This is a genomic window from Arenimonas caeni (assembly GCF_003024235.1).
Classification (GTDB): domain Bacteria; phylum Pseudomonadota; class Gammaproteobacteria; order Xanthomonadales; family Xanthomonadaceae; genus Arenimonas; species Arenimonas caeni.
This window is the reverse complement of record NZ_KZ679087.1, coordinates 192,798-205,284: the sequence shown is the minus strand read 5'-3', so window position 1 is coordinate 205,284 and position 12,487 is coordinate 192,798. Positions and strand designations below refer to the sequence as shown.

The window sequence follows — 12,487 nt, the reverse complement described above, 5'->3', positions numbered from 1 at the left end:
GTCAGGTTTCCTCGGTGGTATCGGCAGGCTCAGCGGCAGGCACCTGGCCGCTGGACATGAACAGGCGCATCAGCTCCAGCGCGCCGGAGCTGCGCATCTTTTCGAGGTCGCGCCCCATCTCGGCGAACACCAAATCCGGCTTGTATCCGCGGCGGCGCAACGATTCGGACGGCGACAGCAGCCCGCTCTTGATCTGGTCCGCCTCGGCGCGCACGTCCTGGTGCGGATTGACGTAGTCCCAGCGCGGGGTGCTCCAGTCCACGCCATAGTCGGCCTGGGTGACCTTGCCACCGAGCACGGCCGCGTCGACGAACCAGCGCCAGAGGCCCATGCAGAGCTTCGGCACCAGCACCAGCCACTGGACCTGCTCGCAGTCCCGCCGGAAGTCGATGTGCCGGATGCGGGCGCTGGAGAAGTTGACCTCCTTCATGTCGCCCGTCATCGACTCATAGGGCACGCCGATGCCAGCGGCGATGAGGTGCAGCTGCAGCTTCACGTAGGCGGCGTAGTCGGAGCTGGTCTTCGGCTCGATCTGCTGCATGCTGAGGCCGGGCGCGACCTCGGTGATGCCGCCGCTGGGCAGCACACCCAGATCGCCGTAGGTGCGCTTCCCATCCCCACCCTCTGCCGGCTGGCCGAAAGAGTCGGGTGGGTTGCTCATCTGGGTGGCATCGCCGGAGACCACCAGCCCGAGGCGGGTCTCCAGGTTCTTGCGCTGCAGCTCCGCGTCCTCGTAGAGCATCAGGTCGCGGGCTCGGGCGATCACCGGCGCCAGACGCGTGATGCCGCGCCCCTGGCCAGGCCGGCTCGGGCGGAACAGGTGGATGATGTCGGCGGCCGGCACGGGCTTGCTGTCGATGCGCAGCGGGCGCCCCTGGTACTCGCCGGGGTGGGCGCTGAAGAGCCAGTAGGCCCTCGGCTTGCCGAGCAGGTCGTACTCGATGCCGTTGATGATCTGGCCGCCGTCGCTGGCGCTGCCCTGCTTCGCGCTGTCGAGCCAATCGATCTCGAGCAGTTGCACCTGGAGCGGCACCGTGAGGGCGTCGCCCGGACGGCGAACGCGCCGTCGGATCAGAACCTCGCCGTCCTGTTCCATGGCGTGGTAGGCGGCCGCCTGCAGGCCGTAAAGGTCGAAGATCCCGTCGGCGTCGGCCTGGGGAACCCACTGCGACCAGAGCGTGTCGAGCACCTCGGCGCCGCGCTTGGCGAGCGAACGGGGCTCGATGCCCGTGCCCACGGTGCAGCTGACGAGCGAGCGGAGGGCATGGGTGATGTACGGGACGTTCTTGACCAGCGATCGGGCCCGGATGCGCAGCTCGCGCGCGTCGGCCCGGTGGTCGGTGTTCGCGCTGGCGCCGGCGCGGCGCGGGCGCCATCCGTCCGTGCGCGCCGCGCCTTCGTAGGCGCGCTCGAGCAGGGCGCGGGCGCGGCGACGGCGCAGGCCGGCCTCCGGAAAGAACACCCCCACCATGCGGTCGACGAAGTTCATGCTCAGTCGCCCCGCATCGTCTGGAAGGTGTAGCGCCGCGTCGCCTTGCGGTTGCCGGCTGCCGCGGAGGCCGCCGCCGCCAGCTGGCTGGCGACGTGGTTGCGCGCCGCGATCAGCTCGTCCATGGAGCGGTAGCGCACGCGCCGGTCGCCGTACTGCACCTCCAGGGAGCTGGAGGCGATGGCGGCATCGAGGCGGTCGAGATCGGCCTGGGTGTAGGCCATCTCAGCGGCACCAGCGGGAGAAGGTCGAGCGCATGGATGCCATGTTCCACACCAAGTGCGTCCCGATCTCGGGGGAATGGAACGCACTCAAACCCGCGCCGTTGCTAGCTCGCTGCCTGCGCCACCCGATTTCCGAGCACCCTATAGAGGGTCTGCCGGCTCATTCGGTACTTCTTGCAGACCCACCGCACAGACCGGCCGGCACGCAAGTCGGCCTCGATCCTTTCGACTGGGTACTGCTGAAGATTGAACCCTGCCGGAATGTACAGGTCCTGCGCCGGGTATTCCTTCACGAGGTAGTCCACGACCGCCTTCACCACGTCGTGGATCTCGCGGCTGTCGCAGCGCAGCTGCATGGCTGCGCCGATTGCCAGCTCCTCGGTGAGCTCTTCGACCCGCGCCTTGCGTCGAGGCACCTTGCGGCTCACCAATTCCGCCTCCAGCCTTTCTTGGCGGGGGCCGCCGTTGTTCCACGGGAACCCTGAGCGGCGACCGCCGGCGGCGACGGTTCCCGTGGAACATCGTTCTCGGCCGCCGCCAGCCGCTGCTCGCGCAGATCCCAGTCGGCCTTCGTGAGCCGGTGCAGGCGCAGCTCCGGGTGGTGCGTGGCCGCGTAGGCGTACACCCAGGTGTCGAGCGGCTCGTTGCGCGGCGCGCCGCGGCGCTTGTCGAAACGGTTCTTGGCCGGGTTGTAGGTTTCGCTCACCAGGCCGCCGAAGTACTCGGGCGGCAGTTCCTCGCTGAAACGCACCTGGCGCTGCTCGGCCGGCTTGTCGGCATCGGCGCTCAGGCGGCCATAGAGCATGTGCTTGATGCCCACTGTGCCGACGTGGTGGATCTTGATGCCGCGCTTGTCGAGCTGGCCGCGCCAGTTGATATCCACCAGCGTGCCCTTGCTCAGCACCGGCGCGTTGTTCGCCTTCGCGCCGAAGATGGCGATGTGCCGGCGTAGCAGGCGACGGCGGGCGAAGGCCTTCACCGCCTCGGTGCGGTGGCCGCCGGCGTCCTGGGCGCTGGCCTCCACGCGCAGCAGCCGGCCATCGGCGCGCTCGATCGGCCGCGAGATCAGCTCCGTCAGGGCCAGCCACACGTCGTCCTCGGCGGGGTCGCCGGGCAGCTCGACGTAGTCGATGGGCCAGCACACCAGGCCGCGGCCCCAGCCGACCAGCTGCACGGGCAGGCGATCGTCCTGGGTGTCGATACCGGCGGTGACGGCCAGCACCCAGTTGGGTACCGGCTTGAGCGGCATGGGCTCCACGCGATCGGCGATCACGTTGTGCTTCACGGCGCGCATGGCCGGGTCTTCCCAGGCCTCGGCCAAGCGGTCGTTGATGAAGGTCTTCAGCTTCGCCGGGTCGTTCTGCGCGTCGACCCACTCTCGCACCAGCTGCAGCCAGCGCGGGCCGCGGCCGATCTTGTAGTACAGGCCGTTCGCCGCGTAGCCGCGGATCTCGGCGCCAGGGTTCTCGGCCACCCAGCTGCCGGCGTCGATCATGGCGTCTTTCTGGTGCTCCTCGATCACCACGCCGCACTCGCGGCAGACGTACCAGCAGGCGCTGGCGTCGGGCGTCCAGTGCAGGCCGCTCCACTCGAAGGGTTGCTTGTGTCCGCAGTCAGGGCACGGCATGTACCAGCGGCGCTGGTCGCTCTTGGCGTAGAGGGCGTCGATGCGGCAGATGCCCTTGATGCCAGGTGTGCCGACCTTGAGCCGCTTGTACGTGGCGGGGAATGCGCTCGTGCGGCCGTCGAGCATCAGGTCCGGGTCGTCGCCACTTCGCAGTGCTGTAGCGAAGCTGGAGAATTCGTCGACGATCAGCGTGCGCACCGAGGTCGACTTCAGGCGCTCCGGGCTGCCGGCGTGCTCGACGTACAGCTGCCCGCCCTCGAAGTCCTTGAAGGTTCGGCGATTCGCCGCGTCGCGGCTGGCGGTGCTCGCCAGGCGGCGGCGCACGGCCGGCGTTTCTTCCAGCAGGGGGTTGAGCTTCTGGTCGATCCACTTGCCCTGCGACACCTCGCCGGGCAGGCAGACCATGATCGGGCCTCCCACCTCGTCGATGCTGTAGCCGAGCACGTTGCACTCGAGCTCCGACTTCCCGAACTGGATCGGCAGGCGGCACACGACTTCGCGCACGGGGCTGCGGGCGCTGAAGCAGTCCATCGGCTCCACCAGCAGCGGGTTACGCTCGTTGCGCCAGCGGCCTGGTTCGTTGCTTGCCTTCGACGACAGCACGCGGTTGGCCGCGGCCCAGTCGCTCACGCGCATCGGGCGCCGCGGCGCGATGGCCCGGGAGATGGTGGCGGCGAGGCGACTCTGCGCGCTCATGCCTGTTCCCGCCTGGCGATGGCGCCGAACGCCCGGGACAGTTCCTCGAGCCGGTGCTCGATCGCCTCGCCGAGCACCACGCGGATCCGGCCTTCATCCGACAGCGCCGAGAGCTCGGGCGCCAGGGTGTCAGGCAGGCTCTCCAGGCCGCCGCGGAACGTGGTCACCGCGCTCTTGATCAGGTGCTCGACTTCGGCCGCCTCGAGCAGCTCCCCCACCCGCTGGCGGTAGTCGAGCTCGGCGGCCTTGGCGTCGGTCTCGGCCTTGTCGGCCAGCGCCTTGGCCCGACGCCGGGCGTCGCCGCCCTGCGCCGGGTCAGAAGGCATCGCGTCGTCCCCATCCTGGTCGTCGGCCGCAGCCGCCCCCGTGGGCGCGCCACGGGCCGCGGCATGGCGCTCGGCGACGCCCGCCTTGCTCGGGTCGGCCGTCCCGCGGATCAGCGCCAGGGACTCCTCGACCCGCACCTTCTTTCCGTCGGCCGAGAGCACGAGCCGCCCCTCTTCCTGCAGTTGGGTGATGTAGCTGGGAGCCGCCCCCAGGATCCGGGCGAAGGCCTTGCGGGAAACTTCGCCGCCTTCAGCGCCAGCCATGCCTACCGCCTCCCCTTCTTTCTTCCACGAGAGCGATGGGAGAAGGCCCGCGCCCGCGCGCGACCGTGCCTGTGCGGGGTGCCGGCCACCCCGCACAGGTGCCCGCACGCCTGAAAGCCGCGCCCCGCCTGCCTTGTGCGGGGTGTGCGTGGTGTGCGGGGGCGGGCACGTGTGCGCGAGTGCGTTTCGCGCAGTGGTAGCCCGGGCCGATTCGTGCGCGTGCGCCCGCGTTAGGCCGAACCCCGCACACCACGCACAAGCCTTTCCTGTCGCGGCTTTCAGCCCCGCACGTCGCCACGCACAACCCACGCACACCGCGCACAGGCCAGGCCATCACTTCGCCTCCCGGTAGTCTTCCAGCTGCTGCTGGAACTTCGAGTGGCACTCGCCCAGGAACAGCGCCTCGGAGGTGCCCTCGGGCACCTGGTAGCTGCCGAGCATCAGGAAGCTGTGAGGGCCCAGGACCTTCGACCCGGGCTGGTAGCGCTTTCGCACCCTGGGCCCGCCGACCACGTTGCGCTGGCGGATCAGGCCCACGACGAACTTGGACTCCGGGGCCGGGCGGTACCCGTGGCGGCTGCACCAGAGCCGGTAGGCCTCGTACCAGCCGGTCGTGGTGGCGGGCATGGCCTCGAGCCCGTGGATGTTCCCGGTGACCAGGTCGTCGTGGAAGCGGATCGGGCTGTCGAGGCCGAGGTTGATCAGCTGCGACTTGGCCTCGGTCTCCGGCGGGAGCGTACCCGGGCCGAAGTCACCGAGGTCCAGGTGCAGGAGGTAGTCATGCAGTGCCGCGACGCCCCCATTGCGGATCTCGGCCAGCACCTCGGCGTAGTAGTCCGCGGACTTCTTCTCGGGGGTCCAGATCACGCAGTGGCGGCGGTCGTCCTCCTCGAGCACTACGGGCATGGCCTCGTTCGAGAGGAACACGAGGTTCACGTGGTTGCGTTCCCAGTGGGCCGGCAGGTTCTTCGGGTTGATGCGGATTCGGTCGCCGGTGATCAGCGACTTGAGCTTGTTCTTGATGTGGTACACGTCGGAGCGCGCCACCACCTCGTCGGCGATCATGAAGAGCTTGCGGCTGGCCCAGTCGTTGAACTTGTCTTCGACGGCCGACTGGTCGAGCACGTCTCCGTACTCGCCGTAGATCTGCATCACCGTCTCGAAGAGCAGGTTCTTGCCGGTGCCCTGCGGGCCGTGTACCACGACGGTCGACTTCATCTTCGCGCCGGGGTGCTGGATCGGGTAGGCGATCCAGCGCAGCACCCACTCGTAAAGGCGATTCGGGTCGCGGTCCAGGCTGCACATGAAGCGCAGCAGGTCGAGCAGGCGATCGCACTTGCCGGCCTTCGGCGTGGTCGGCCAGCCGGCGTAGAGGTTGCAGGTGATCTCCGGGTCGCGTCCGGTCGGGTCGAAGCCGACTTCGCGAATCCGGACGATCTGCCGATCGGGCGATTCTTGCCAGGCACGGTGGATGTACTTGTTCACGCACGCGTCGCGCATGTCGCTCACGGTCATGATCACGTGCTCGACGCGATCGAACACCGAGGAGCCGTGGGCGTAGATCAGCGGGAACCGCTCGATCAGCTCGCCGGTGGTGAGGAACGGCGACAGCTTGCCGCCCCCCGCCCCGTCTGGTGGTGATGTCGGCGCGCGGTTGGGCGCCTTCCACCCCAGCTCGGCGATGCGGTTCTCGATCTGCGTACGCACCAGGTGGAGGCCGGCGGCGGCGTGCAGGTCGTTGAAGTCGGTGGCCTTGATGCCGCGCTCGAGGAAGCGCCGCCGGCGCGCCTCTTCATCGGGGAACGCAGGTGTCAGCCAGGCGCCGCCGAACTCGAGCGCCGCCGCGCTGGCCGCGGCGACGCCGGCGTTCGCCGCGCGGTGTTCCTGTCCGCAGCTCGGGCAGGTCTCCGGGTGCTCGGCCAGCACCAGGCGTGCCTTGCAGGCCTGGCACTTCTGCAGCTCGTCGTCGTCCGCCAGGATCAGGATGCGGGCGGTGCGGTAGCGCTTGCGCAGCGCGGCCGCCACGGCCGGCACGTTGCCGGCATCGAACGCTACAGCCACCGGGTACCCGGTCGCCATGTGCGCGCTGGCCGCCGTGGCATAACCCTCGGCGATCAGAACGATCCACTGCGGCGCGCCGATCTGGTGGAAGTGGCCTTGCTTGACCGCGCCGGCAGGCCAGTACTCCTTGGCCGGTCGCTGGTCGGCCGAGGCCTGCTTCGCCGAGCGCAGCAGCTGCAGCCCGTGGATCTGGCCCTGGGCATCGAGCATCGGCACGACGGCGGCGCCCTTGCCCGAGTAGCGCAGGCCGAAGCCCTGAACACCCTTCGCCGCCAGGTACTCGGAGTCACCCTCTTCACTGAGCTTTGCCCACGCGGCAGTGGCGCGCTGGGCGGCCCGCTCGGCCAGCTGCTTGCGCTCCTGGTCGGCGCGCCGGCGATCGGCGGCCAGCCGCCGCTTCAGGGAATCGCGCTGCTCGGCGCTGAACGCGGCGTCGCGCTTGCGCAGGTCGATCTTCTGCGCGCCGTTGTCGGCGCCGCGCCACACGCCGTAGCTGCCCACCAGCACCAGGTCGCCACCCGAAAGCGGCAGCTCGTGCAGGATGTACCAGCCGCGCTTCTCGCGGTCGCCCTCGACACGGCAGCGGCGCATGCGCCCGACCTCGAGGGAGGTGACCTGCAGGCCGGCGGCCTGCAGCTGGGAGAGCACGTCGTCGTAGTTGCTCGCCACTTTTCAGTAACCCCCGGGGCCGCTAACTACACAACCAACGGGGTCCGAATTACCCCCGAAGGCACCCCCCAGGGAGGACCCGCGACCGGCCCCCTGCCCTTGCCGCCCCGCGATCCCGCCGCAGGCTGTGCACGTCGCGAGCCCGCGCTGCCAGCCCCACAACAGGGGAGCTGGGGCGTGCAGGGGTATGCCTGGCTGCAGGAGACGCGTCATCGCCGCGGCCGCTCCGCTGGGGGCAAGGGGGCCGGGACCTTCGCCAAGCGGTACCACCGCTCGACGTGCTCGATGGCTTCGCCGCTCAAGACTGCCCAGCCTCGTTCTTCGGCAGGCACAGCGGCAGCTGGGGCGCCACTGGCACCTCGTTCAGGCGGGCACGAATCTCCAGCTGCTCGGCCTCCGACAGCGGCGCCGGCGGCGACTCCAGTTGCTGCAGGATCGCGGCGACCTGCACCTTGGACCGGCGGAGCCGGCTGTCGCGCAAGCCGAAGCTGGCGCGTGGACGAGTCATTCACCGACGCCCTCCCCTTGCCTGTCCGGCCTCCTTGGCCGACTGATGCGCCACGCACAGCCGGGCGCCGAGGCCTTGGCGGAGCAATGAGATGGGCTCGTCACACTCCTCGCAGAACGGCAGGCCGATGCCGCGTCGCGTGGCCTTGGCCAGCGCGTCATCGAGGTCGCGCTGCACCTGGTCCTGGACGTGGTCCATGAAATCAGGCACTGGCGTTGCTCCCCGTCGGCAGTATCTGCGTGACCGCGCGGCGAATGGACAGCAGCGCAGCGATCACGTCGTCGGATTCGTTGAGGATGCGGCGGGCGTGCGGGAGGTCGGCCTCGCAGATCTTCCCGTCGGCCAGGGCAGGCCCGAGGGCCTCCATCAGCTGGCCAAACTCCAGAAGGATCTGACCGATACCGGCCACCTCGCCCGCCTCGCCGGCCGCCAGCTTCCGCTCGGAGTAGCGTCCGCGGCGCTGGGCCAGCTCACGCTCGCAGTCGCCGCGGTACGGCTCCGGGAGAGCAAGCACCCAGGCATCTTCGAGGTCGGCCGGAAGTGCCTTGATCGTCCCGTCCATGTAGCGCCCGATCTGCTGGGCGTTGTGCTTCTCGGCCCTAATGAGATCATCGCCCGTCACACCCAGGCGGAACGGCACTTGCCGCTGGTCGGGCGCAACCAGCGCCACGTAGTGCTCGGCCACGTGCATCGCGAACTTGCGTGTGCACATGGCCGTTTGGTCCAGCATCCGGCGTGTGTGATCGAAGACCACGGCCGACCGCGGGCGCAAGAAATGAGGCGCGGGCTTCATGCGCGCACCTCCAGATTCGCGAGAGCCTTGGCGGCATGTCGATTCCCGCCGCCCGATTTACGCCGCTGCGCGCCTGGTGCCGGACCACCGGCCCCGGGCGCGTGGTCGCCATCCTGTTCGAGCTCGAGGCGCCGGCCTCCGGTGTAGGCTGGGAGTGCCAACCCACCAACCACACTGGAGACCGACATGAAGCGACAAGAAAGTTTGGACATGGCGACGCTCACCGTCGTCCAAGAGGTCTTGCGAGGACTGACTTTGAGCCTCGCAGCAGCGTCACGAGCCGACCTTTCCGAACTCTCCACCGCGCTTCAGGGCTTCGCGGATTCTGCGCCTGGGCTCGAAGCGATTTCTCGAACGATGCTGCGGAATCTCGCGGAGGGACCGGCCATGCTGGCAGCGGGTCGGCGCCAGTAAGGTCGAGCCTGGGCCAAGGGTTGGCGCGAATCCATTCAAGAACGCGCTCACGACGAGCCTTCGCGTCCGCTACCTCTGAGGCAGACGGTGCGTTCAACCAGTCGCGGAACCAGGTGCGGAGGCTCATGTCAGGCGGCCTCCACGTCACCAGCCGGGCCGCCACACCTCGGGCCGAAAAGCACTTCAACCTCTGTGAGGCCCAGAATCTTTGCATATGCAGGGACAATCGCCAGATCAGGCCTCGCGCCACGTTCGTAGCGAGAGATCGCCGGCTGGTCCCGACCAATTGCCTTGGCGACCTCAGCCTGTGTGAGGCCCAAGGCTTCCCGTGCTTTCTTGAGGTGTGCGCCCATGGGGACGCAATATGCGCTCAGAACATAGCATGTGTCAACAACATGTTCTGGCACCGCTTCCGGCTGCCTTTATTCGCCCGGAACATGTGCCCATGAACAGGCAGAAAACGTTTGGGCAGGTCATCAGGCAGCTGCGAAAGCAGAAACGGCTCACTCAAGAGCAGCTGGCCGAGCAATCTGGAGTAGACCAAGGCGCGATCTCACGAGTTGAGAATGGACGCTACCTTACGCCCGAGTCGCTACTTGAGCCTCTGGCTGCTGGCCTGGGTGTGCGGCCGTCAGAAATACTCGCCGCAGTCGAGAACGCGGGAGAGTCCATTAGAGAGCAGCGAGCCGACTATGCAGTTGCGATGCCTTCTGGCTTGCAAGCGGTCCCCCTTATCGGCTGGGTGCAAGCTGGAAAGTGGAACCAGGTGGAGAATCCCTTTGATCCAGATGTTGCCGAGGGCATCGTCTACACGGTCAACAAGGTCGGCCGACGGTCATACGCACTGAAGGTGAAAGGCGACTCGATGACCAACCCTAGAGGCTGGCCCACCTTCCCGCCAGGCACGACCATCATTGTAGATCCTACGAAGGGCGCGACCTCCGGCGACCTGGTTGTGGCACAGATCGATGACGAGGCTGAGGCAACGTTCAAGAAGTTGGCAGAGGACGGGGGAAGAAAGCTACTGGTTCCCCTCAACCCTCAGTACCCCACCCTGCAGATTGACCAAGCAACCACGATATGTGGCGTAGTGGTCGCAATCGCAGAGCGAAGCGTAACCGACCGGAACTAAGCGGAGGCAAAGCCAATGGCCACTTGGTCCTCGCGGGAAGTGCTCCTTCTCATGGCGCTAATGATGTCATCCACCAGCATGAACTCGGATGCATCTGAACGAGTGAAGATCGACCAGAAGAAGGTCGAAAGGCAGGATGTCGATCTTGTATTCAATGGCGATAGATTTACGGGATTGCAGAGAATAAGTCCTAACAAAGCCAAGCCAATCGGCGGCACCGGGATGTTCACCACCGTAACTTGGAACACTGTCTTCGCTAGAGACGAGAAAGGTGCGACGAGCTACTACGTGCGAATCATTTATGAGGGTTACGGCTGGCTTTTCCTCACAGGGGAAGTGATTCTGCTGATCGACGGCACCGAGCGGGTGATCCTCCAAGGGCCGAGCTCGGAAGCGCAGCGCGAGGTATTGGCTTGCGGGAGTCCAGCGGGCTGTAAGGTCCAAGAGGGACTTCGCGTTCCAGTTGAAGAGCCCGTTGTATCTCGGCTCGCAAGAGCCCAGAGCGTGGAAGTTAGGCTCAACGGCCGCTCCCAGTACGTTCAAGGCCACCTTAAGCCATACCACCAGGCTGGCATTCGCACGCTACAGGCCCACATCGCCGAATCTGTGGCTCGCTAAATATGCTCTTGACACATATGCGATAGAGGCATAGTGTCTGCCCTGCCGCCCATCCCGGGCGGCAGGGCCTCCCCGGCGCTGTAACTCCCCTGCGGCGCCGGGGTCGCCCTCCACCACGGAGGCGCGACCATGTCGATCACCATCCTTGCCGCCCTGGCCATCGCGAGCCTGGCGCTGATCCTCAACCTGATCACCACGTACCGGCTGTGGCGCGATAGCCAGCTGCCGCTGGGCGCGGCCGGCACCCTGACCTGCCTGACGCAAGACCAGTTCTTCCACAAGATCTACCCGGCCAAGCAGCCGCCGGAGGCGGTCGTGATCATCGCGCCGGCGGGCGCGGGCAAGACCCGCAACCAGGCGGCCCTGAAGAAGATGTTCGGCTGCACGTCGATCGTGGACGAATGGGATGGCCGATCGCCGCTCCCGCCCGGCGCCCTGGCACTCACCAACGCGTCCATCCGGCAGCTGGCCCACAACATGGACAAGTCGGCTCCCGCCAGGAGCCGGGCATGACCACCCTCACCCTGGACCACCTGTCCGAGCCGCAGCGCCAGGCGCTGCAGGGCCCGCCGGCGCGGCCGGCCAACCACTTCGACCAGCTGGCCGGGCGCTTCGCCGCCCAGGCCGACAAGGCGCTGTCGCAGGGCCGCCCGCTGGTGGCGCGCACCCTCGAGGGCTACGCCCGCCTGGCCCGCGACCTGGCCACGCCCGACACCGACGCCCGCTGGAACGTGGCGGACCCGACGGCCGACGTACCCCCTGCCCTGCTGCTGCCCGACGGCCGCTACAGCTGCGACGGCTGCGAGGCCGCCACCGAGCGCGCCGACCTGGTCGAGCGCCCGGAGGGCTTCCTGTGCCCTGACTGCGTGCAGCCGGGGGTGCGGGCATGAAGCTCTGGCTCGGCTGGATCCTCGTGCACGGGGTGCTGGTGGCATCCCTCTGGACCGGCTTCGTCGACGACGTCGAGGGCGCCGCTCGAATCGGCCTGTTCGTGTGCTGGGTCCTGATCGTCCTTTCGTTCTTCGCGCATAGCGACCGCGTCCAGGCGAAGGCCGATCAGGACCCAGTGCCGACGTGGCTCAACGTGGTGGTCGACGTGCTCGTGCTGCTGTTCCTGGTCTGGCACGACGCCGTGGTGACGGCCGCGTTCTGGCTGCTGCACATCGGCCTCTGGCTCTCCGCCCGCGAGACCCGCAAGGCCAGCGAGAGGACCCCGCGGTGACCTCCCTGGACGGCACCTGCTTCTACCTCTTCCTCGCCGGCCTCGGCACGGGCATCGCCTTCATGACGGTGCTGCTGCTCCTGGCCGACAAGGCCGCTGCGCGTGAGGCGCGACGCCAGTTCCCTCTGACCTCCGACACGCCGCGCCGCCGGCGCTTCCGCGATGCCATCCCCGTGGAGACCACCGACATGATCCAACGCCAGCTGGTGCCGGGCCCCGGCACCTCCCCCTGCGGCTGCGGCCGCATGCCGCACCTGATCGAGACCCGCGGCAATCCGGACCCGAAGCGCCTGGCCGACAAGCCGACCACGGCCTACCACCTCGAGTGCCCGCCGTGCGGCATCACCACCGACCGCGACCCGCACCAGCTGGTGCCCCAGGCGCAGTGGAACGCCGGCATCACCCACCCGATCGATGTCACCCGCCTCTCGGCCTAGGAGGACG

Annotated in this window: 17 protein-coding genes; 7 read left to right on the top strand and 10 right to left on the bottom strand. The window is 68.0% G+C overall.

The window, feature by feature from the left end; translation table 11 throughout:
- Position 1: 1 nt before the first annotated feature.
- The 9 genes from C6N40_RS06515 to C6N40_RS06475 form a co-directional block, all read right to left on the bottom strand.
- Positions 2–1,489 carry a phage portal protein gene (locus C6N40_RS06515; protein ID WP_240183465.1) on the bottom strand — a complete coding sequence of 496 codons (1,488 nt, stop codon included), beginning with the start codon at positions 1,487–1,489 and terminating at the stop codon, positions 2–4.
- 2 nt (positions 1,490–1,491) lie between these two features.
- Positions 1,492–1,713, bottom strand: coding sequence for a phage head-tail joining protein (locus tag C6N40_RS06510; RefSeq protein WP_106990199.1), 222 nt, complete (start codon positions 1,711–1,713; stop codon positions 1,492–1,494).
- A 104-nt stretch (positions 1,714–1,817) separates the two neighbouring features.
- The gene (locus C6N40_RS06505; protein ID WP_205208558.1) at positions 1,818–2,141 is read right to left on the bottom strand and encodes a helix-turn-helix domain-containing protein; all 324 of its coding nucleotides are present in this window, start codon (positions 2,139–2,141) and stop codon (positions 1,818–1,820) included.
- Entirely contained in the window at positions 2,138–4,036 is a 1,899-nt protein-coding gene (locus C6N40_RS06500; RefSeq protein ID WP_106990197.1) for a phage terminase large subunit family protein, read from the bottom strand. Before C6N40_RS06500 ends, C6N40_RS06505 begins: the two co-directional genes overlap by 4 nt.
- A complete protein-coding gene (locus tag C6N40_RS06495; protein WP_106990196.1) occupies positions 4,033–4,626 on the bottom strand; it encodes a hypothetical protein in 594 nt (197 codons plus the stop codon). The genes C6N40_RS06500 and C6N40_RS06495 overlap by 4 nt, the downstream gene beginning before the upstream one ends.
- Positions 4,627–4,959: 333 nt before the next feature.
- The gene (locus C6N40_RS06490) at positions 4,960–7,356 is read right to left on the bottom strand and encodes a DUF5906 domain-containing protein (protein WP_106990195.1); all 2,397 of its coding nucleotides are present in this window, start codon (positions 7,354–7,356) and stop codon (positions 4,960–4,962) included.
- Positions 7,357–7,654: 298 nt separating this feature from the next.
- Entirely contained in the window at positions 7,655–7,864 is a 210-nt protein-coding gene (locus tag C6N40_RS06485; protein WP_162782112.1) for a hypothetical protein, read from the bottom strand.
- Positions 7,865–8,074 (bottom strand): TraR/DksA C4-type zinc finger protein, encoded by a 210-nt coding sequence (locus C6N40_RS06480; RefSeq protein WP_240183464.1) that lies wholly within the window; start codon positions 8,072–8,074, stop codon positions 7,865–7,867.
- The gene (locus C6N40_RS06475; RefSeq protein ID WP_106990192.1) at positions 8,067–8,657 is read right to left on the bottom strand and encodes a hypothetical protein; all 591 of its coding nucleotides are present in this window, start codon (positions 8,655–8,657) and stop codon (positions 8,067–8,069) included. The genes C6N40_RS06480 and C6N40_RS06475 overlap by 8 nt, the downstream gene beginning before the upstream one ends.
- A 186-nt stretch (positions 8,658–8,843) precedes the next feature.
- Here C6N40_RS06475 and C6N40_RS14015 point away from each other — a divergent pair, with 186 nt between their 5' ends.
- Entirely contained in the window at positions 8,844–9,071 is a 228-nt protein-coding gene (locus C6N40_RS14015; RefSeq protein ID WP_162782111.1) for a hypothetical protein, read from the top strand.
- Positions 9,072–9,199: 128 nt separating this feature from the next.
- Here the strand turns inward: C6N40_RS14015 and C6N40_RS06470 are convergent, their stop codons facing one another.
- Positions 9,200–9,424 carry a helix-turn-helix transcriptional regulator gene (locus C6N40_RS06470; RefSeq protein WP_106990191.1) on the bottom strand — a complete coding sequence of 75 codons (225 nt, stop codon included), beginning with the start codon at positions 9,422–9,424 and terminating at the stop codon, positions 9,200–9,202.
- Between the two features lie 92 nt (positions 9,425–9,516).
- Between C6N40_RS06470 and C6N40_RS06465 the strand changes: the two genes are divergently transcribed.
- The 6 genes from C6N40_RS06465 (at position 9,517) to C6N40_RS06445 (ending at position 12,480) form a co-directional block, all read left to right on the top strand.
- Positions 9,517–10,203: a LexA family protein gene (locus tag C6N40_RS06465; RefSeq protein ID WP_162782110.1), complete on the top strand. Its 687-nt coding sequence runs from the start codon at positions 9,517–9,519 to the stop codon at positions 10,201–10,203.
- Between the two features lie 102 nt (positions 10,204–10,305).
- Positions 10,306–10,821, top strand: a complete 516-nt coding sequence (locus tag C6N40_RS14010) for a hypothetical protein (RefSeq protein WP_162782109.1) — start codon at positions 10,306–10,308, stop codon at positions 10,819–10,821.
- Between the two features lie 129 nt (positions 10,822–10,950).
- On the top strand, positions 10,951–11,334 hold the full coding sequence (locus C6N40_RS06460) for a hypothetical protein (RefSeq protein WP_106990189.1): 384 nt from the start codon (positions 10,951–10,953) through the stop codon (positions 11,332–11,334).
- Positions 11,331–11,711, top strand: coding sequence for a hypothetical protein (locus tag C6N40_RS06455; protein WP_106990188.1), 381 nt, complete (start codon positions 11,331–11,333; stop codon positions 11,709–11,711). The genes C6N40_RS06460 and C6N40_RS06455 overlap by 4 nt, the downstream gene beginning before the upstream one ends.
- Positions 11,708–12,043 (top strand): hypothetical protein, encoded by a 336-nt coding sequence (locus C6N40_RS06450; RefSeq protein ID WP_106990187.1) that lies wholly within the window; start codon positions 11,708–11,710, stop codon positions 12,041–12,043. The genes C6N40_RS06455 and C6N40_RS06450 overlap by 4 nt, the downstream gene beginning before the upstream one ends.
- Complete coding sequence (locus C6N40_RS06445; protein ID WP_106990186.1) at positions 12,040–12,480, top strand: hypothetical protein; 441 nt, start codon at positions 12,040–12,042, stop codon at positions 12,478–12,480. The genes C6N40_RS06450 and C6N40_RS06445 overlap by 4 nt, the downstream gene beginning before the upstream one ends.
- Positions 12,481–12,487 lie beyond the last annotated feature (7 nt).

What these genes read in the sequence shown, in the direction of transcription:
- C6N40_RS06515 (WP_240183465.1), bottom strand. Translation starts at nt 1,489, where the DNA reads ATGAACTTCGTCGACCGCATGGTGGGGGTGTTCTTTCCGGAGGCCGGC.
- C6N40_RS06475 (WP_106990192.1), bottom strand. Translation starts at nt 8,657, where the DNA reads ATGAAGCCCGCGCCTCATTTCTTGCGCCCGCGGTCGGCCGTGGTCTTC.
- C6N40_RS06500 (WP_106990197.1), bottom strand. Translation starts at nt 4,036, where the DNA reads ATGAGCGCGCAGAGTCGCCTCGCCGCCACCATCTCCCGGGCCATCGCG.
- C6N40_RS06495 (WP_106990196.1), bottom strand. Translation starts at nt 4,626, where the DNA reads ATGGCTGGCGCTGAAGGCGGCGAAGTTTCCCGCAAGGCCTTCGCCCGG.
- C6N40_RS06470 (WP_106990191.1), bottom strand. Translation starts at nt 9,424, where the DNA reads ATGGGCGCACACCTCAAGAAAGCACGGGAAGCCTTGGGCCTCACACAG.
- C6N40_RS06450 (WP_106990187.1), top strand. Translation starts at nt 11,708, where the DNA reads ATGAAGCTCTGGCTCGGCTGGATCCTCGTGCACGGGGTGCTGGTGGCA.
- C6N40_RS06460 (WP_106990189.1), top strand. Translation starts at nt 10,951, where the DNA reads ATGTCGATCACCATCCTTGCCGCCCTGGCCATCGCGAGCCTGGCGCTG.
- C6N40_RS06485 (WP_162782112.1), bottom strand. Translation starts at nt 7,864, where the DNA reads ATGACTCGTCCACGCGCCAGCTTCGGCTTGCGCGACAGCCGGCTCCGC.
- C6N40_RS14015 (WP_162782111.1), top strand. Translation starts at nt 8,844, where the DNA reads ATGAAGCGACAAGAAAGTTTGGACATGGCGACGCTCACCGTCGTCCAA.
- C6N40_RS06465 (WP_162782110.1), top strand. Translation starts at nt 9,517, where the DNA reads ATGAACAGGCAGAAAACGTTTGGGCAGGTCATCAGGCAGCTGCGAAAG.
- C6N40_RS06510 (WP_106990199.1), bottom strand. Translation starts at nt 1,713, where the DNA reads ATGGCCTACACCCAGGCCGATCTCGACCGCCTCGATGCCGCCATCGCC.
- C6N40_RS06455 (WP_106990188.1), top strand. Translation starts at nt 11,331, where the DNA reads ATGACCACCCTCACCCTGGACCACCTGTCCGAGCCGCAGCGCCAGGCG.